The following is an 18381-nucleotide window of genomic DNA, read 5'->3' on the forward strand; positions in this document are numbered from 1 at the left end:
CTGCCCGCGCGCTCATAAGAGTGAAAGACAACGGGGGAACACGGGGGAAGCGAAGGGGCTCGGATCGGTCGGTCGGTGGTACGGGGGCGACCGATCGGCCCGAAGCCCTGTCGCGCTGTCAGAAGCGGCCCGATCCGCGGTACAGGTCCAGCTCGCCGTCCAGTTCGACGGCGAGCACCGTGGCGTGCGGATCGAGGTCGGCCGCGGTCGGCGGGGCGATCCAGAGGACGCCGACGGCCTCGTGCAGGCCGCCGACGACACGGTGGGAGAGCTCGGTGCCGGTGCCGAGGACCGTGACCTTGCGGACCGGCGTGACCAGGCCGCGGACGCCTATCTCGGCGCGCGGGATGTCGTACAGCGTGAGATAGAGGGTGCGGCGGTCGGCGGAGAGGGTGCTGGGCCCGTAGTGGTGCCCGGCCGGGAGTCCCCGCACGGTGCCGTACACGGCGTCGGCGTGCCCGGCGATCCAGTCCCCCAGGCCTTCGAGACGCTCGACCTGCGGCTGCGGGATGGTGCCGTCCTCCATCGGGCCGACGTCCAGGAGCAGGTTGCCGCCCCCGCCGATGGTCTCCGTGAAGTAGCTGATCAGCTGACTCAGGGACTTGTGGTTGTGGTCGTTGTGCTGGAAGCCCCACGAGTCGTTGATCGTCAGGCACAACTCCCAGGGGCCGGTGGGGGGTTCGATGGGGGCGCCCTGTTCCGGCGTGGCGTAGTCGCCCTCGCTGAGCATGCGGGCGTTGAAGACGACGTCGGGGCTGTACGAGCGGATGAGCGCGGCGAGTTCGGGGATCCGCCACTGTTCCTCGCTGCGGTCCCACTCTCCGTCGAACCACATCAGGTCGGGCCGGTAGCGGGAGGCCAGTTCGCGGATCTGGCCGTCGCGGTAGGCGATGAAACGCTCCCAGGCGTCGAGGTCCTCGTCCTCGGCGGAGCACTCGGAGTAGCGGTTGTCCTCCATCTCCGGCGGGCGGCCCGGCTTGCGGGTGGTGGCGTAGTCGGGGTGGTTCCAGTCGGAGTGCGAGTAGTACAGGCCGACCTTGAGGCCCTCCTCGCGCAGGGCGTCGGCGTAGCCGGTGATGTGGTCGCGGCCCAGGTTGAGATCGCCGTACGCGGTGTCCCAGAGGGCGACGCCGTCGTGGTGGCGGCTGGTCAGGACGGCGTACTTGGCGCCGGCGCGTGCGAAGAGCTTCGCCCAGGCGTGCGGGTCGTACTTCGCGCCGGTGAAGCGGTCGAGCTGGGACATGTACTGGTCGTGCGGCACGATGTCGTCGTAGAACGACCAGGACTCCTGGACGCCGTCGACGGCGTAGATCCCCCAGTGGACGAAGATCCCCAACTTGGCGTCGGTGAACCACGGCTGCATGGGCACGGCTGAACTCCTCGGCGGAAGAAGGGGACTTCACGTGGGGGGTGGGGGCGGGCGCGGTGTGCGCGCCCGCCCCGGGTGCCGGTGGCTACCGGGCGGTGGTACCGCGCCGCAGACGCAGCGTCAGGACCTGGAAGGGGCGCAGTGAGACCGCGACCCCGCCGTCGCCGTCCACGTCCGTGTCCTCGAGCGGCCGCTCCAGGAGGTCGGTCACCTGTGCGCCGGCCAGCGGGAATCCGGTGCGCAAAACGCCCTGCGCACGGCCGCCACGTGACTCGTACAGGCGTACCACCACGTCGCCCGACGCGTCGTCGGCGAACTTGACCGCCTCGACGGTCACGCCGTCGCCGGACACCGAGACGACCGGTTCCGGAGCGCCCGCCGAATCCGCCACGCGCAGCGGCAGGTTGAGGGCGTAGCCCTCGGCGACCGTGTCCTCGATGGTCGCGCCGGGCAGCAGCGCGTAGGTGAAGCGGTGCCTGCCCTGGTCGGCCTCGGGGTCCGGGATCCGCGGGGCGCGGACCAGGCTGAGCGCGACCGTGGTGGTCGTACCTCCGTCCTCGCGGACCGTGCGGGAGACGTCGTGGCCGTAGGTGGAGTCGTTGAGGACGGCGACGCCGTAGCCGGGCTCGGCGATGTGCACCCAGCGGTGGCCGGAGACCTCGAAACGGGCCGCCTCCCAGGTGGTGTTGGTGTGGGTGGGCCGCTGGACGTGGCCGAACTGGATCTCCGCGGAGGAGTGCGCGGCCCGGACGTCCACCGGGAAGCCCGCCTTGAGGATCTTCTCGGCCTCGTGCCAGTCGATGTCGGTCTCGATGTCGATACGGGAGCTGCCCGCGCGGACCGTGATCGTCTGGGTGATCGTCGACCCCTTGCCGAAGGCGCGCTCGACGCGGATCGCTCCGACGAGCGGGCTCTCCTCGACGACCGTGACGGACTCGGCGTCCAGCAGGTCCTTGTAGCGGTTCTTGTAGTGCTTGTCGATGTCCCAGGCATCCCAGTAGTTCGGGAGGTCGGTGTGCAGGCGCAGCAGGTTGCCCTTGCCGGCGAGGACTTCACGGTCGGCCCGTAGATCGAATACGGACGACAGTGTGCCGTCCTCCGCCACTTCCACCCGGACCAGACCGTTGTCCAGGACCCGACCGGTCACGGTCACGGTCACGGGCCGGGCGGGCTCGGCGTCCGCCAGGGGCGCGCAGCCGTTCGCGGGCACCTCGACGTACACCGGTGCGCCCTCGGGCGTGCGGACCACCTCGGCACGGTCGTACGGGCTCGTGTTGAAGACCCGCGGGGTGCCGCCACCCAGCGCGGCGACCGCCTCGGCGGTCAGCGCCTCCAACTCCTCGGCCACCCGCGCGTATTCGGCCTCGGCCTCCCGGTGCACCCAGGCGATCGAGGAGCCCGGCAGGATGTCGTGGAACTGGTGCAGCAGGACCGTCTTCCACAGCCGGTCGAGCTTCTCGTACGGGTACGTGTAGCCCGGCGCGTGCAGTGCGGCGGTTGTCGCCCACAACTCGGCCTCGCGGAGCTTGTGTTCGCTGCGCCGGTTGCCCTGCTTGGTGCGGGCCTGCGAGGTGTAGGTGGCGCGGTGCAGCTCGAGGTAGAGCTCGCCGTTCCAGACCGGGGCGTCCTCGTATTCCGCACGGGCCTTCGCGAAGAACTGGTCCGGGTGCTCCACGACGACCTTGGGTGAGCCCTCCAAGTCGGCGAGCCTGCGGGCCCGTTCCATGATCTCGCGGGTGGGGCCGCCACCGCCGTCGCCCCAGCCGAAGGGGGCGAGGGAGCGCGTACCGCCGCCCTTCTCCGAGTAGTTGCGGACGGCGCGGTCCATCTCCTCGCCGCTGAACCGGGCGTTGTAGGTGTCGACCGGCGGGAAGTGCGTGAAGATGCGGGTGCCGTCGATGCCCTCCCACCAGAAGGTGTGGTGGGGGAACTTGTTGGTCTGGTTCCAGGAGATCTTCTGGGTGAGGAACCACTCGTTGCCGGCCAGTTTGGCGAGCTGCGGGTAGGCGGCGGTGTAGCCGAAGGAGTCCGGCAGCCAGACGCCCTTGGTCTCGATGCCGAAGTGCTCGATGAAGAACCGCTTGCCGTGGATCAGCTGGCGGGCCATCGCCTCACCGCCGGGCAGGTTGCCGTCGGCCTCCACCCACATGCCGCCGACCGGCGCCCACTGGCCCTTCTTCACGGAGTCCTGGATGCGGGCCCACACGTGCGGGTAGTTGTCGCGCACCCACTCGTACTGCTGGGCCTGCGAGCAGGCGAAGATGAAGTCGTCGTACTCGTCGGCCAGCGAGGTCACGTTGGAGAAGGTGCGCGACGTCTTGCGCTTGGTCTCCCGGATGGGCCACAGCCAGGCGGAGTCGATGTGCGCGTGGCCGACGCCGGAGATGGTGTGGGCGCTGGCGTGCGCGGGCCGGGCCAGGACGGGGGCGAGTACCTCGCGGACAGCGGCGGCGCTGCCGGCGACGTCGTCCAGGTCCAGGGTGTCCATGGCGCGGTCGAGGGCGTGCATGATCTCGTGGCGGCGCGGCTCGTGCTCGCCGAGGTGGACCATGAGCCCGCGCAGCACTTGGAGGTCCAGGTCGAGGTGCCAGACCTCCTCGTCCAGAACGGCGATGTCGGCGCGCTGGAAGACGTAGATCGGCTTGTCGCCGGCCGTGAGGATGTCGCCCATGGGCGTGATCTTGGAGAAGTTGTCGGCGAGGATGTCGGGGTTCGAGGCCGCCTCGACCAGGTAGTCGATCCGCTCGCCGCCCGTCGCCGGGTTGGCGATCGGCACGTACTGGTTGAGCGGGTTGACCGCCTTCAGCGGCGTCCCGTTCGTCAGGTGGACCAGCGCCTCGGCCTGGTTGCCGGGCCATTCGCCCACGAAGCCGAGGTCGATGACCGCCTCGACGCGCTTGCCGGCCCACTCGGCGGGCACCTGTCCGCGCATCCGGAACCAGGTCGTGCCCCACGGCGGACCCCACGGGGTGTCCATCGCGACGGGCTCGTACGGCGCCGCGGCGGCCTCCGCGAACGGGACCGGCTCGCCCGGCGCCTGCCAGGCCTCGACCTCGAAGGGGACGGTGGCCGCGTAGATCGCGGGCTTGATGCGCTGGGTGTGGACGCGCTCGACGCGCTCCTCGATCCTGCGGCGTTCGTCGTGCATGAAAATCTCCAGAAAACCGGGAAGCCAGGGAGAGTGGAAAGCGCTTACCAGCAGCGCGCTTACTTAAGGTACGCCAGGCCGGGATGGACGTCGGTGTAGCCCTCGACCAGCCTGCGGGCGACGTTCACGGAGTCGACCAGCGGGTGCAGCGCGAACGCCTTCACCGCCGTCCTGCGGGAGCCGGACTCGGCGGCGGCCAGCACCTCGCGTTCGACCGCCTTGACCGCGCAGACCAGGCCGGTGGCGTGGTCGGGCAGCGGGGCGACGGCGACCGGGTGGGCGCCGTTGGCGTCGACGAGGCAGGGGACCTCGATGACGGCGTCCGTGTCGAGCACGGAGAGGGTGCCCTGGTTGCGGACGTTGAGGATCAGGGTGGTGCGCTCGTCACGGGCGATGGCCCGCATCAGGGCGAGGGCCACCTTCTCGTAGCCGCCGGACAGGTCGTCGGCCTCGCGTTCGCCGGCGCCCGCCGTCTCCCGGTTCTCGGACATGTAGGTGGCCTCGCGCTCGGCGCGGGTACGGTCCCAGGCGGTCAGGGCGGCCGCGTCGGGGCGCTTCATCTCCTCGTAGAAGCGGGCCTGCTGGTCGGCCAGGAAGGCGCCGCGGGTCTTCTCGGCCTCCTGGTAGGAGCGGACGGCTTCCCGGTTGAAGTAGTAGTAGTGCAGGTACTCGTTGGGGATCGCGCCCAGCGACTGCAGCCAGTCGACGCCGAAGAGCTTGCCCTCCTCGAAGGAGCCGAGCAGATCGGGGTCGGCGAGCAGGCGCGGCAGCTCGTCGCGGCCGGCGATGCGCAGGCCGCGCACCCAGCCGAGGTGGTTGAGGCCGACGTAGTCGATCCATGCCTCGCCCGGGTTCTTGGCGCCGAGCACCCGGGCGATACGGCGGCCGAGGCCGACCGGCGAGTCGCAGATGCCGATGACGCGGTCGCCGAGGTGGCGGGACATGGCCTCGGTGACCAGTCCGGCCGGGTTGGTGAAGTTGATGAGCCAGGCGTCGGGAGCCAGGCGGGCCACGCGCTGGGCGATGTCGACGGCGACCGGAACCGTCCGCAGACCGTATGCGATCCCTCCGGCGCCGACCGTCTCCTGGCCGAGGACGCCCTCCGCGAGCGCGACCCGCTCGTCGTTCGCCCGGCCCTCCAGGCCGCCGACGCGGATCGCGGAGAAGATGAAGTCCGCACCGCGCAGGGCCTCGTCGAGGTCGGTGGTGGCGGTCACCTTGGGGGCGTCGGGCACGTCGCCCGCCTGTTCGACGAGGACCCTGGTCACGGCCGACAGCCGACCCGCGTCCAGGTCGTGCAGCACGACATGGGTGACCCGGCCCTCGGCGCGGTCCCCCAGCAGTGCCCCGTACACGAGCGGCACCCGGAATCCGCCGCCGCCGAGAATCGTCAGTTTCACCGGCTTCCTCCAAAGATTCCCCGGCGTTCAGACTGGGCAGCGATCGGATCTCCACAGAGCATGACACGGGACAGATCTTCGCCCGTTGAGCAGATATCTGCCCGCATGCACGAGTAGGGTCCACACAGTGCGTTGCGAGAACCAAGCACGCGCCGTCTCCTTGCACTTGTTCCAAGAACCCGGGCTGGTTTCAACCCGGCTGGTGTTGATCGTGTAGGACTCGACCGCTTGCTGAGCGTTCGAGCAGCGTGAGCCAGGAATCTCCTTCGGTTTCGAGGGAGAGGATTCAAGCTTGCACCTCTCCTGCCACCACTACCTCGACGCGGGCCTCCTCCAGGGAGGCCCGCGTCGCCGCGTTCACCGGCGCGTTCGTCACCACCACGTCCAGGTCCTCGGGACCGCAGACCTTCGCCATGCCCGTACCCGGGAACTTCGCAGCGTCGGCGAGCAGCACGACCTTGTCACTTGCCTTGATCATGGCCCGTTTCACCGGCACCTCGACGACCGTCGTGTCCATCACCTGCCCACCCGGGCGCACTCCACTGGTGCCGAGGAAGAGCCAGTCGGCGTGCAGCTGGCGCAGGTTGTCCTCGGTGAGGAAGCCGACCAGGGAGCGGTACTCGCGGCGGACCATGCCGCCGAGGAGGACCAGCTCGATGCCCTCGTCGTCGGCGAGCTCCTCGTACACCACCAGGTTGCTGGTGATCACCGTGAGGCGGCGACCGTGCAGCTGGCGGGCCAGCCGGTAGGCGGTGGTGCCGATGTCGAGCAGCACCGACTGGCCGTCCGCGACCATGGCGGCCGCGTGCGCGGCTATCGCGTCCTTCTCGGCCACGCGCACCTCGGCGACCTCGGCGAAGGGCTGGTCGCCCTCGTCGACGACGGCGCCGCCGTGCACCCGGGTGAGCAGTCCGTCTTCCTCCAGTTTGACCAGGTCGCGCCTGATCGTGGCGGGGCTCACACCCAGCTGCTCGGAGAGATCGGTCACGGCCGCGGGGCCACCGGAGCGCAGGGCCCGCAGGATGAGTTGATGTCGTCGTTCTGCCAGCACACCATGAACACTACTCGTCATCTTCAATCATTTCTATGCTTGCTTCTGCTCAGGTATTGACCAATGTCGCTGGGCGGCGCACGATTCCGATCACCGAATCGAAGAGTTTTGACGAACTCTGCGACGAGAGGATGTGCGCGTGGACGACGACCGGCCCGACGTGCTGCTGACCGGGCTGCTCTTCTACGACCTCGTTCTCACGGGTCTGGGCAGGCCGCCGACGCCGGGCGAGGAGATCTGGACCGGCGGCATGGGCTGCGGCCCGGGCGGTATCGCCAACCTGGCGGTGGCCGCCGCCCGCTTCGGCCTGCGGACGTCCCTGGCCACGGTCTTCGGCGACGACTTCTACGGGGAGTACTGCCGTGACGTCCTCGACGGCCAGGAAGGCGTCGACCTGTCCCTCTCGCGCACGGCGGACGGCTGGCACACCCCGGTCACCGTCTCCCTCGCCCACGGCGCCGACCGGGCCCTCGTCACCCACGGCCAGGAACCGCCGTACTCGCAGGACACCCTGATGGGCGACCCACCCGAGGCGCTGACGGCCCTCGTGCACATCGAGGCCGAGCCCCGGGCCTGGCTGGCCAAGGCGGCGGCGAACGGCACACAGATCTACGCGGACGTCGGCTGGGACCCCTCCCAGGAGTGGTCGCGCGACCTGCTCGACCAGCTCTCCCTGTGCCATGCCTTCCTCCCGAACGAGACCGAGGCGATGGCCTACACCCGCACCGACAGCGCGGTCGCCGCGCTCGGCACGCTCTCCGAGCTGGTGCCGGTCGCCGTGGTCACCCGGGGCGGGGACGGCGCGATCGCGGTGGACCAGACCACCGGCGAGTACGCGGAGGTCCCGGCCCTCGACATCGACGTCCTGGACGCGACGGGCGCCGGTGACGTCTTCGGCGCGAGCTTCGTCGCCGCCTCGCTCGGCGGCTGGCCGCTGGAGGAACGGCTGCGGTTCGCGGTCCTCTCCGCCGGCCTGTCCGTCCGGCACCACGGCGGTGCGCTGGCCGCTCCCGGCTGGTACGGCGTCGACCGGTGGTGGCGCTCGCTGACCGACCCCGAACTGAAGCGCGCGTACGGCTTCCTGGCGGAGCGGCTGCCGGACGACCCCGGCCCGCCGGTCGAGTACGCGCCCGTCACACCCCCGAACAGCACCTCCCACTGACCCCTTGTCGCACACGGCACACATTCGAAAGGCGGTGGGAGCTGTGCGGCTCTCACGAAGAGGCCTGCTGCGCGCGGGCCTGGCCGGTACGGCCGCCACGGCGCTCGGCGGACTGGCGACCGGCTGCGCCGTTCCGACCGGGTCGACCGGCCGGAACATGGTCCTGTGGTACTGGAGCGGCGGTCTGAGCGACACCGTCGTCAAGGAGGCCAAGGCCCGCTACGACGGCGACGTGACCCTCAAGGCCCAGCAGATCGGCGGCTACTACCGGTCCAAGCTGATCACCACCATGGCCGGCCGCGCCCACATCCCCGACATCGCGGGGCTCAAGGGCGAGGACATGGCCTCGTATCTGCCGAACGCCGGCCAGTTCGTGGACCTGCGGACGCTCGGCGCGGACAAGCTCAAGAGCCAGTACCTGGACTGGAAGTGGCAGCAGGCGGTGGCCCCCGACGGCAGCCTCATCGGCTTCCCGATCGATGTCGGCCCGGTCGTGCACTACTACATGCCCGCCGTATTCGAGAAGGCCGGCCTGCCTCACGAGCCGGACGACGTGTCCCGGGGGCTCGACACCTGGGACAAGTTCTTCGCGGCGGGCGAACAACTGAAGAAGCGGATCCCCGGGACGTACATCCTCACCGACGTCGGCAGCGTCTTCGAGATGTCGATCGGCCAGGGCACCAAGCGATTCGTCGACAAGGACATGCGTTTCATCGGGGACCAGGACCATGTGCGCACGTGCTGGGACCGTGCCGTGGAGGCCAAGCGGCGCGGGATCGTGTCGAGCATCGTGAGCGGTACGCCCGACTCGATCTCGGCCAAGGAGAAGGGGCTGCTGCCCAGCGCGCTGAACGCCTCCTGGGCCGCGGGCGACCTCAAGCTCGAAGTGCCGAAGACCGAGGGCAAGTGGCGGGTGGCCAACTGTCCGGGCGGTCCGTCGAACGTCGGCGGTTCCTTCCTGGCGATCACCAAGGCGTGCCGGGAACCCGAGCGGGCCTTCGAGATCATCACCTGGATGCTCGACGCGGACAACCAGGCGCAGGGCTTCGTGGAGGCCGGGCTCTTCCCGTCGACGCCGGCCTCGTACTCGATGAAGAAGCTGCGCGAGCCCGACCCGTTCTTCGGCGACCAGATCACGATGGACGTCTACGGGCCGGCCGCCGAGAAGATCCCGGTCGCCTTCAACAGCCCGTACGACATCGCCCTCGGGCAGCCCATCCGGGACGAGATCAAGAACGTGGGCGTCCTCGGCAAGAATCCCGACGAAGCCTGGAGTGACGCCATGAGCAAGTGCCGTCGCATAGCGGACCACCTGGGGGTGAGTTACTGATGGCTACCGCTCCCCTGCTCGAACAGCCCCCGACGGCCGTGGCCGAGGCACCGACGGTCCACCCCGGGAAGGGCATCCTCAGCCACTGGCGGCTGTACGCCGCGATCTCGCCCTTCTACCTCCTCTTCCTCTGCTTCGGCCTGATCCCCGTCGGCTTCTCGCTCTACCTCTCCTTCCACCGCTGGGACGGCCTCGGCTCGATGGAGTGGGCGGGTCTGTCGCAGTACCAGTACCTGCTGGGCGACAGCGACTTCTGGTCCTCGATCGGCAACACGATCATCATCTGGGCGCTGGCCACCTTCCCCATGATCTTCCTGGCGATGGTGACGGCCGTGATGCTCAACTCGGCGGTCCGCTTCAAGAACGTCTACCGCTTCGCGTACTTCCTGCCGAACGTCACCTCGATCGTCGCGGTCGCGATCATCTTCGGTTCCGTCTTCTCCACCAACTTCGGCCTGATGAACGCCCTGTTGCAGGCCGTCGGGCTCGACCAGGTGGCCTGGCTGAACACGCCGTGGGGCATCAAGGTAGCCATCGCCACGCTGATGACCTGGCAGTGGACCGGCTACAACGCGATCATCTTCCTCGCCGGACTGCAGACCGTCCCGACCGAGCTGTACGAGGCGGCCCGGGTGGACGGCGCCGGTCCCGTGCAGACCTTCTTCCGGATCACGCTGCCGATGCTGCGGCCGACCCTGCTGTTCGTGCTCGTCGTCTCGACGGTCACCGGACTGCAGAGCTTCGCCGAGCCTCAGGTGCTGCTGCAGACCACGGCCAACGAGTCGACGTACTCGGGCGGCCCCGACCACGCCGGCCGGACCATGGTCCTCTACTTCTTCCAGCAGACCTTCGACAACAACGACTTCGGCTACGGCGCCGCCGTGGCGTGGGGCATCTTCCTCGTCGTCGTCCTCTTCTCGATCATCAACTGGCGCCTGGTGCAGCGCCGGGGCGAAGAATAGGCGGGCCGGTCACCATGGCATCCATCAAGGGCTCCGGACGCCGGGGCATCGCGCTGCACACGGTCCTGGTCATCGGCCTGCTGCTGTCGGCCTTCCCGTTCTACTGGGCCGTCATCATGTCGACGCACACGTCGACCGAGATCTTCTCCTACCCGCCCAAGCTGGTGCCGGGCTCGCACTTCCTGGAGAACCTCCGCCATCTCTTCGACAACATCGACTTCTTCGGGTCGATGTTCAACTCGCTGCTGGTCGCGGTCTCGGTGACCGTGCTGGTGCTGTTCTTCGACTCGCTGGCGGCGTTCGTCTTCGCCAAGTTCCAGTTCCCGGGGCGCCGGGTGCTGTTCGCGCTGATGATGGCGATCTTCATGGTGCCGGCGCAGCTGGCCGCCATCCCGCAGTTCGTGATCATGGCGAAGCTCGGCTGGATCGGCACGATGACCGCGCTGATCGTGCCGGCGGCGGCGAACGCGTTCGGCATCTTCTGGATGCGCCAGTACATGAAGAGCGCGATCCACGACGAGCTGATGGACGCGTCCAGGCTGGACGGCGCCGGATTCATGCGCCAGTACTGGCACGTGGCTCTCCCGGTCGTCCGGCCGGGCCTCGCCTTCCTCGGCATCTTCACCTTCATGGGCCAGTGGAACGACTACGCCTGGCCCCTGATCGCCCTCACCAACCCGGACAACGTGACCCTCCAGGTCGCCCTGTCCCAGCTCAACGGCACGCACGGCACCACCGACTACGGCATGGTGATGACCGGCGCGCTGCTCGCCCTCGTCCCGCTGCTGATCGTGTTCGCGATCGGCGCCCGGCAGATCATCGGCGACCTCGGCAAGGGGGCCATCCGCTGATGGACCCGCTGCCGGCACTCCGCCCCTGGGAGGCACCCGAGGTGACCTCCTGGGGGCGGCTCCCGATGAACGCCGTGGACCGACGCGCGGGAGCCGTCCCGCTGGACGGCGACTGGCGTTTCCAGCTGCTGCCGGCGCCGGACGCGCCGGTCGCGGACGAGTGGTTGTCGTCGTACGTCCCCGGCGTATGGACCATGCAGGACACGGACGACCGTCCGCAGTACACCAACGTCCGTATGCCGCATACAGAATTTCCGCCACTGTCGCCCGCCGGCAATCCGACGGGTGTCTACGAGCGTGAGATCGACGTCCCCGCCGACTGGGCGGGCCGCCGGATCGTGCTCCAGGTCGGGGCCGCCGAGAGCGTGCTGCTGGTGCACGTGGACGGGCGGCCCGTCGGGATCTCCAAGGCCTCCCATCTGGCCGCCGAGTTCGACCTGTCCGACGTCGTACGTCCCGGTGCGCGGGCCACCGTGCGGCTGACGGTCGTGAAGTGGTCGGATGCCTCGCACATCGAGGACCAGGACCAGTGGTGGCACGGCGGGATCACCCGCTCGGTACTGCTGTACGCCACCGACCCGCTGCACCTCGCCGACGTGACCGTACGGGCCCGGCGGGACGGTGAACTGCGCGTCGACTGCCGGGTGCGGAACACCGGCGGTGCGCTGCCGGACGGGTGGTACGTCAGTGGGGAGCTGGACGGTCAACTCCTCACCCAGGACACGGAGTTCGACCGGGCCAACGCCGAGGACGACCGGGTCTCCGACCTCCTCGGCGAGGCGCGGATGTGGGCCACCGTCCCCGGCGTCCGCATCTGGAACGCCGAGACGCCCGAGCTGTACGGCCTCACCGTCCGGCTGCACCGCGCCGACGGAACGGTCGCCGACACCTCGTACCGGCGCATCGGATTCCGTGACGTCGAGATCGTCGGCCGGGACCTGCTGGTCAACGGCGAGCGGGTGTTCGTCCGGGGCGTGAACCGGCACGACTTCCATCCGCTGACGGGGCGGACGGTGTCGTACGACGACATGCGCGCCGACCTGGTGCTGCTGAAGCGGTTCGGCTTCAACGCGATCCGCACCGCCCACTACCCGAACGACCCCACTCTCTACGATCTCGCCGACGAGCTCGGCTTCTACGTCGTCGACGAGGCGGACATCGAGTCCCACGACCACGCCCACGAGATCGCCGACGACCCGCGTTATCTGGCCGCCTTCGTGGACCGGGTCTCCCGGATGGTGCTGCGGGACAAGAACCACCCGTCGGTCATCATCTGGTCGCTGGGCAACGAGTCCGACTACGGCGCCAACCATGACGCGGCGGCGGGCTGGGTGCGCCGGCACGATCCGACGCGGCCGATCCAGTACGAGGGCGCGGCCAAGCTCGGCTGGGCGGACCCGGGGCTCGCCTCCGACATCGCCTGCCCGATGTACGCGCCGCTGGAGGACTGCGTGGCGCACGCGCTGTCCGGGACGCAGACCAAGCCGCTCATCCAGTGCGAGTACTCCCACGCGATGGGCAACAGCAACGGCACGCTGGCCGACCACTGGGCCGCCATCGAGTCCACCCCGGGTCTTCAGGGCGGCTTCATCTGGGAGTTCTGGGACCACGGAATCCTGCAACGCGTGAGCGATGGAAGACCGGTCGGGCGCGCGGGCGCCGGGCTCTACGACAACGGTGTCGCCGCGCCCGGCCACCGCTGGGCGTACGGCGGCGGGGCACGGCGTACGGCACTTCACGCTGTCGGCGCCGGACGCCACGGGGCTCGCCGTCGCGTTGGACGAGCCGCGGCAGGTCTCCGTGACCCGCTTCCGGGCCGAGGACCTCATCGCCGCGGCGCACCATGACGAGCTGGCGCCGCGGCCCGGCTGTGTGGTGCACATCGACGCCGCCCACCGCGGCCTGGGCACCGCCTCGTGCGGGCCCGACACGTTCCCCTCGTATCTCGTCGCACCGGGTGTCCACCGCTGGAGCTGGACCCTGCGCGTTCTCTGACCTCCCCCCACGCCCTCCTTCTCACGGATCCTTCCTACGGAGCACACGTGTGTACTTCGCATGAGCACGACCAGGGCGAGGCCGCGCAGGCCGGTGCCGGACGCCGCGGTTTCCTCCGGGCCACCGCGCTGCTGGGCGCCGCCGCCACGGCCGGGGTCGCCCGGCCGACGGCCGCCGAGGCGGCGCCGGCCGCGGTGACCGGTTGGCGGCCGGACCCGGACAGCCGCCGTTTCACGCTTGCGGTGATGCCGGACACGCAGTACCTCTTCGACGGGCCGAGCATCGACAAGGCGCCGGTGGAAGCGTCCCTGCGCCATCTGATGGAACGCTGCGAGGAAAAGGACGCCGAGAACATCGTCTTCCTGTCCCACCTCGGCGATCTCACACAGAACGGCAGCCCGGCCGAAGTCGCCGCGATCGGCGAGGCGTTCGGGCTGCTGGACCGGCGCGGGGTCGGCTACAGCGTGCTCGCGGGCAACCACGACGTGAGGTCCTCGACGAACGACCAGCGCGGCGCGACGCCGTACCTGGACACGTTCGGGCCGCGGCGCTTCAAGGACAAACCGACGTACGGCGGGGCCTCCCCCGACGGCTACAACACCTTCCACCTCTTCACGGCGGGCGGCCGGCAGTGGATGGTGCTGGCTCTCGACTGGCGGCTGTCGGACAAGGGCTACGCATGGGCCAAGGAGGTCATGGCGCGGCATCCGAAGACGCCGGTGATCCTCACGACGCACGAACTGGTCGTCGAGGACGGCTCGTTGTCGACGTACGGGCAGCAGCTGTGGGACCGGCTCGTCGAGGACCACGACCAGGTCTTCCTCACCGTCAACGGCCACTACTGGCCCGCCGCCCGCACGACCCGGAAGAACGCGGCGGGACATGACGTCCACCTTCACCTGACGAACTATCAGAACCGTTACTTCGGCGGCGCGGCGATGATCCGCCTCTACCGCTTCGACCTCGACCGGAACGTCATCGACGTGGAGACGGTCTCCCCGTGGATCCTGGGCCGGGCCGCGCGGGGGCTCAACGAGCTGGAGCGACAGGAGATCGAACTCAGCGGCGACGCCGACCGGTTCACGGTCGACATCGACTTCACGGCTCGCTTCTCCGGCTTCGACCCGGTGCCCGCACGTCCGGCGCGCCCCGTCTCGAGGATGCTGGTCCCGGGCACGGTGGCGTACTGGCGCTTCGAGCAGTCCGTCACCGACACCGTCCGCGACCAGTCGGGGCGCGGCAACGACCTCACCCTTGTCACCGTGGGCGGCGGCGAGCTGGGCTGGTCCGCCGACCACCATCCCGACCAGCCCGGTCACGGCAGCCTGGAGTTCCAGGGATTCAAGTCCCCGCTGAAGGGCGCGTATCTGCGCACGGTCGACGGCGCTCCGCTCAACTCGGCGACGTTCAGGGGCGGTTACACCATCGAGGCCTTCTACCGCCTGCCCGCCGACTGGGACCCGTCCCACCACGCCTGGTCCGGCGTCGTCAGCCGCACCGGCACGGGCGGCGCGGCCGGCAAAACCGGCGACGATCCCGACGAGCCGCTCGCCACGCTGTCCCTGTCCAACGACCGCGAGCCACAGTGGGCCGTGCGTCCGCTCAACCAGGAGGGCATCGCCACCAACTGGGGCCAGGAGACACCGCTGGAGACCTGGTGGCACCTGGCGGTCGTCAACGACGGCGAGCACACGACGCTGTACGTCGAGGGCTGCCCGGTCGTCCGCAATCCGAAGGCGGCCGCCGTCGGTGTCACCTCCGTCGGCCTGCCCTGGCTGCTCGGCGGCTACGAGTACGGCGGCCGGATCGACCAGATCCTGCACGGACGGCTCGGCGACGTCCGAATCGTCGAACGGGCGCTGCCCGTCACCTCCTTCATGAACCACTGACCTCCGGAGGAACCTCATGACCGAGCAGCAGCTGCCCTCCTGGGCCGACCCGTCCGTCTCCCCCGCCGCCCTCGACCCGCAGGGCGTCTCTCGCCGCCAACTCCTGTGCAGCGCGGGCCTGTTCGGCGCGGCCTTCGCCCTCGGCCCGACAGCCGTCCCCGCCACGGCCGCCGACCGGCGCTACGGCGGCAACGACCCGCGCCTCGCCTACCTGGTCGGTGACCACCACATCCACACCGTCTACAGCCACGACGCCAAGTACACGTTCTCCCAACTGGCCGCGGCGGGCGCCGAGTACGGCCTCGACTGGATGGTGTTCACCGAGCACTCCAACTTCGGACACGCCCGGTACGGCGCCCCGCTGGAGCACGAGGAGATCCTCAGGGCGCGTGCCGAGAACCCGCGGCAGCTGATCTTCCAGGGCCTGGAGTGGTACATCCCGGCCGCCGAGCACTGCACGGTCTTCACGGCGCCCGGCCCGCGCGAGGTCGACCTCCTCACCCGGTTCGAGAGCGCCTACGACGGCAAGCTGCTCGGCTGCACCGACGGCTCCGGGGGCGGCACGGACACCGCCCGCAACGAGGCGCACGCCGTCAAGGCCATCCAGTGGCTCGCCGAACAGCGCCGTACCGGCTACGTCGACGACGTCCTGGTCCTCGCCAACCACCCGATGCGCCTCGGCATCGACTCCCCGCACGAGATGCGCAACTGGCGGGACGCGGCCCCCGAGATCATGATCGGCATGGAGGGCGCACCGGGCGCCCAGGGTGCCGCCGTCCCCGGCTGGCGGGGCTCCGCCTCCATCCGCGGCGAGTACGAGAACAAGCCGTCGGCCCAGTCCTGGTCGGGCTATCCGGCGGACGCGTATCTGACGTACGGCGGCTTCGACTGGGCGACCGCGACCGTCGGCGGGCTGTGGGACGCGATGCTCGCCGAGGGCAGGCCGTTCTCCATCACCACCAACTCCGACGCCCACCGGATCGTCTTCGACACCTGGAAGAACGGCGACTGGCTGCCGGGCCAGACCTTCGACAACACCGGCAGGCTCCCCGACCCGGTGAACACCAACACCCCGCAGCCCGGCAGCGACTTCTGGCCCGGCCAGTTCAGCCGCACCCATGTCGGCGTCACCCGCTACGGCTACCGCGCGGTGATGGCGGGCCTGCGCGCGGGCCGCGTCTGGCTGGACCACGGGCATCTGCTCGACGGCCTCGACGTCCGCCTCAAGCGGGACTGCGACTCCGGCCCCGGCGTCACGCTGGGCGGCCGGCTGCGGGTCCGCAAGGGCGAGAAGCTCACCCTCGACGTCACGGTGACGACCGCTTCCCGTCCCAACCCCCGTGGAATCGTCCCGGAGTTGGCGCACGTGGACGTGATCCGGGGTGCGGTGCGCGGCCCGGTTGCCGACCGGGACGCCTGGCAGGCGCCGGACACCAAGGTCGTACGCATGCTGGACGTGCAGGGACGGCAGGGGACGTACACCCTGCGCATCCCGCTGACCGCCGGGGACGAGTCCTTCTACGTCCGGCTGCGCGGCAGCGACGGCAACCGCCATGGTGCGGGCTACCTCGGCGCCTCGGTCGACCCGCAGGGGCCGATCCCGCACGAGCCCGGAAACGGTGACCCGTGGGCGGATACGTGGTTCTATTCCAACCCCGTGTTCGTCGACGCGGCAGGAGCCTGATGAAGCGTCATCTCGTCACCTTGGGTTGCTTGTTGGGTGCCTTCGCGCTCGGCGCGAGTACGGCGTCGGCCGCCGGTGATCCGCACTGGGCCGAGACCGGGACGGTGTACACCGACACGCTCGGCGGCGGGCAGGGGCTCGCCGGCCGGGCGGACGGTTCGCTGCTGTACCGGGGACTGGCGTCCATTCCGCTGGACCTGCGCATCAAGGGCTGGAACCACATCGGTGACCCGGACATCGCGAACGGACACACCTTCGACGCCTACCAGGGCCCGGACACGGCCACGTCGAAGATGTTCGCGGTCACCACACCGGCCGGGGAGCGCTACCAGTACGTCCATCAGGTGAACCCGGGCGAGAAACTGAACAACTCGTTCGCCCGGGTTGGAATCAGCCCGGTTTCCCCGAAGATCGGAGGTGTTGTGCTGGCTTGGTTCTCGCTCAGCACGCCCGAGACTTCATCACGGGCGTCGACTACGACGTGAACAGCGGCACCCTGCCCGCGGAGGTCATCCCGCCGGGGGTGCGCACTGGCGACGACGATCAAGTCACGAACTGGTCGGACACGTCGTACCGTGGGCCGCGTGACCGGTGAAGAGCCGCTGCGGCCCCAGTCCCTGATGCTGACGTTCCTGGGCGACCAGGTGCTCGGGCGGGACGTCTGTGTGTACTCGGGCAGTGTCATCGACGTCTTCGCGCGCGCGGGCGTCGGTGAACAGGCGACCCGCTCGACGCTGACCCGCATGGTGGGCCGCGGTCTGCTGCGCCGCCAGCGCGAGGGCCGCCGGATGTACTTCGGGCTGACCGAGCACTCGACGGCCGTCCTGCGCGACGGCGAGCGGCGCATGTGGCAGACCGGCGCCGTCAACCGGCAGTGGGACGGCAGCTGGACCCTGCTCGGCTTCTCCCTGCCCGAGTCCTGGCAGCGCCAGCGCCACGACCTGCGCTCCAAGCTCACCTGGAGCGGCTTCGGGCCGCTGTTCAGCGGCCTGTGGATCGCGCCGGGCGAGGTCGACGTGTCGGCGCTGGTGGCCGAGCTCGGTCTGTCCGCCCATGTGAAGGTGTTCCGCGCCCATGCCGATGCCGGGATGGACATCGGCGCGATGATCGAGGACACCTGGGAGCTGTCCGAACTGGCGGCGCGCTACGAGGCGTTCGTGGGGCGCTGGCAGCCGTGGGAGACCCGGCTGCCGGACGCCGAGGAAGCTCCCCCGGCCTCCGGCAGGGGGGACCTCGATCTCGCTTCGCTCGCGCTGCGTCTGCGTCTCCAGGCCGAGTGGCTGCGCATCATCCGCCGCGACCCCCGGCTGCCGGTCAAGCACCTGCCGGACGACTGGCCTGCCGAGCAGGCCGAGAAGGCGTTCCGGTCGGTGCACGCCCGGCTGACCCCGCTCGCCGACGAGGCCGCGGCCCGCCTCCTCGACCTGGTGCCCGTACGGGAACCCGACGGCGAGTCGACCGGAACATGACACCCCGTCCGGATTTGCCGCCCCGGCGACCGGAAACACCCGTACACACCGGGATGATCTGGGCCACCATG

At 69.8% G+C, this 18381-nt stretch carries 12 protein-coding genes and 2 pseudogenes; 10 read left to right on the forward strand and 4 right to left on the reverse strand.

The window, feature by feature from the left end; genetic code table 11:
* Positions 1–118: 118 nt before the first annotated feature.
* The 4 genes from AQJ91_RS40095 to AQJ91_RS40110 form a co-directional block, all read right to left on the reverse strand.
* Entirely contained in the window at positions 119–1369 is a 1251-nt protein-coding gene (locus AQJ91_RS40095; protein ID WP_199848148.1) for an alpha-L-fucosidase, read from the reverse strand.
* An 85-nt stretch (positions 1370–1454) separates the two neighbouring features.
* The gene (locus tag AQJ91_RS40100; RefSeq protein ID WP_067032381.1) at positions 1455–4517 is read right to left on the reverse strand and encodes an alpha-mannosidase; all 3063 of its coding nucleotides are present in this window, start codon (positions 4515–4517) and stop codon (positions 1455–1457) included.
* Between the two features lie 59 nt (positions 4518–4576).
* Positions 4577–5917, reverse strand: coding sequence for a 6-phospho-beta-glucosidase (locus tag AQJ91_RS40105; protein ID WP_067032384.1), 1341 nt, complete (start codon positions 5915–5917; stop codon positions 4577–4579).
* A gap of 286 nt (positions 5918–6203) precedes the next feature.
* Positions 6204–6968, reverse strand: coding sequence for a DeoR/GlpR family DNA-binding transcription regulator (locus tag AQJ91_RS40110; protein ID WP_067032386.1), 765 nt, complete (start codon positions 6966–6968; stop codon positions 6204–6206).
* Positions 6969–7107: 139 nt separating this feature from the next.
* Between AQJ91_RS40110 and AQJ91_RS40115 the strand changes: the two genes are divergently transcribed.
* From AQJ91_RS40115 to AQJ91_RS40155, 10 genes and pseudogenes are all read left to right on the forward strand, one after another.
* On the forward strand, positions 7108–8130 hold the full coding sequence (locus tag AQJ91_RS40115; RefSeq protein ID WP_067032389.1) for a carbohydrate kinase family protein: 1023 nt from the start codon (positions 7108–7110) through the stop codon (positions 8128–8130).
* 43 nt (positions 8131–8173) lie between these two features.
* Positions 8174–9460: an extracellular solute-binding protein gene (locus tag AQJ91_RS40120; protein WP_067032392.1), complete on the forward strand. Its 1287-nt coding sequence runs from the start codon at positions 8174–8176 to the stop codon at positions 9458–9460.
* Positions 9460–10422: a carbohydrate ABC transporter permease gene (locus AQJ91_RS40125; protein ID WP_067032395.1), complete on the forward strand. Its 963-nt coding sequence runs from the start codon at positions 9460–9462 to the stop codon at positions 10420–10422. Before AQJ91_RS40120 ends, AQJ91_RS40125 begins: the two co-directional genes overlap by 1 nt.
* Positions 10423–10436: 14 nt before the next feature.
* Positions 10437–11273: a carbohydrate ABC transporter permease gene (locus tag AQJ91_RS40130; RefSeq protein ID WP_067032398.1), complete on the forward strand. Its 837-nt coding sequence runs from the start codon at positions 10437–10439 to the stop codon at positions 11271–11273.
* A pseudogene (locus AQJ91_RS40135) lies at positions 11273–12988 on the forward strand (glycoside hydrolase family 2 TIM barrel-domain containing protein); the annotation flags it as partial. The gene AQJ91_RS40130 and the pseudogene AQJ91_RS40135, both read left to right, overlap by 1 nt.
* Complete coding sequence (locus AQJ91_RS58790) at positions 12906–13268, forward strand: beta-galactosidase small subunit-related protein (RefSeq protein ID WP_456113465.1); 363 nt, start codon at positions 12906–12908, stop codon at positions 13266–13268. The pseudogene AQJ91_RS40135 and the gene AQJ91_RS58790, both read left to right, overlap by 83 nt.
* 47 nt (positions 13269–13315) lie before the next feature.
* The gene (locus AQJ91_RS40140) at positions 13316–15157 is read left to right on the forward strand and encodes a LamG-like jellyroll fold domain-containing protein (protein WP_067032401.1); all 1842 of its coding nucleotides are present in this window, start codon (positions 13316–13318) and stop codon (positions 15155–15157) included.
* A 16-nt stretch (positions 15158–15173) separates the two neighbouring features.
* Positions 15174–16841 carry a PHP domain-containing protein gene (locus AQJ91_RS40145; RefSeq protein WP_067032404.1) on the forward strand — a complete coding sequence of 556 codons (1668 nt, stop codon included), beginning with the start codon at positions 15174–15176 and terminating at the stop codon, positions 16839–16841.
* Positions 16841–17227 (forward strand): annotated as a pseudogene (locus AQJ91_RS40150) (hypothetical protein); the annotation flags it as partial. The gene AQJ91_RS40145 and the pseudogene AQJ91_RS40150, both read left to right, overlap by 1 nt.
* Positions 17228–17425: 198 nt before the next feature.
* On the forward strand, positions 17426–18310 hold the full coding sequence (locus AQJ91_RS40155; RefSeq protein ID WP_234383334.1) for a PaaX family transcriptional regulator: 885 nt from the start codon (positions 17426–17428) through the stop codon (positions 18308–18310).
* Positions 18311–18381: the final 71 nt, after the last annotated feature.

The sequence above is a fragment of the Streptomyces dysideae genome (genome assembly GCF_001514305.1).
Lineage (GTDB): Bacteria > Actinomycetota > Actinomycetes > Streptomycetales > Streptomycetaceae > Streptomyces > Streptomyces dysideae.

What these genes read in the sequence shown, in the direction of transcription:
- AQJ91_RS40130 (WP_067032398.1), top strand. Translation starts at nt 10,437, where the DNA reads ATGGCATCCATCAAGGGCTCCGGACGCCGGGGCATCGCGCTGCACACG.
- AQJ91_RS40145 (WP_067032404.1), top strand. Translation starts at nt 15,174, where the DNA reads ATGACCGAGCAGCAGCTGCCCTCCTGGGCCGACCCGTCCGTCTCCCCC.
- AQJ91_RS40100 (WP_067032381.1), bottom strand. Translation starts at nt 4,517, where the DNA reads ATGCACGACGAACGCCGCAGGATCGAGGAGCGCGTCGAGCGCGTCCAC.
- AQJ91_RS40125 (WP_067032395.1), top strand. Translation starts at nt 9,460, where the DNA reads ATGGCTACCGCTCCCCTGCTCGAACAGCCCCCGACGGCCGTGGCCGAG.
- AQJ91_RS58790 (WP_456113465.1), top strand. Translation starts at nt 12,906, where the DNA reads ATGGAAGACCGGTCGGGCGCGCGGGCGCCGGGCTCTACGACAACGGTG.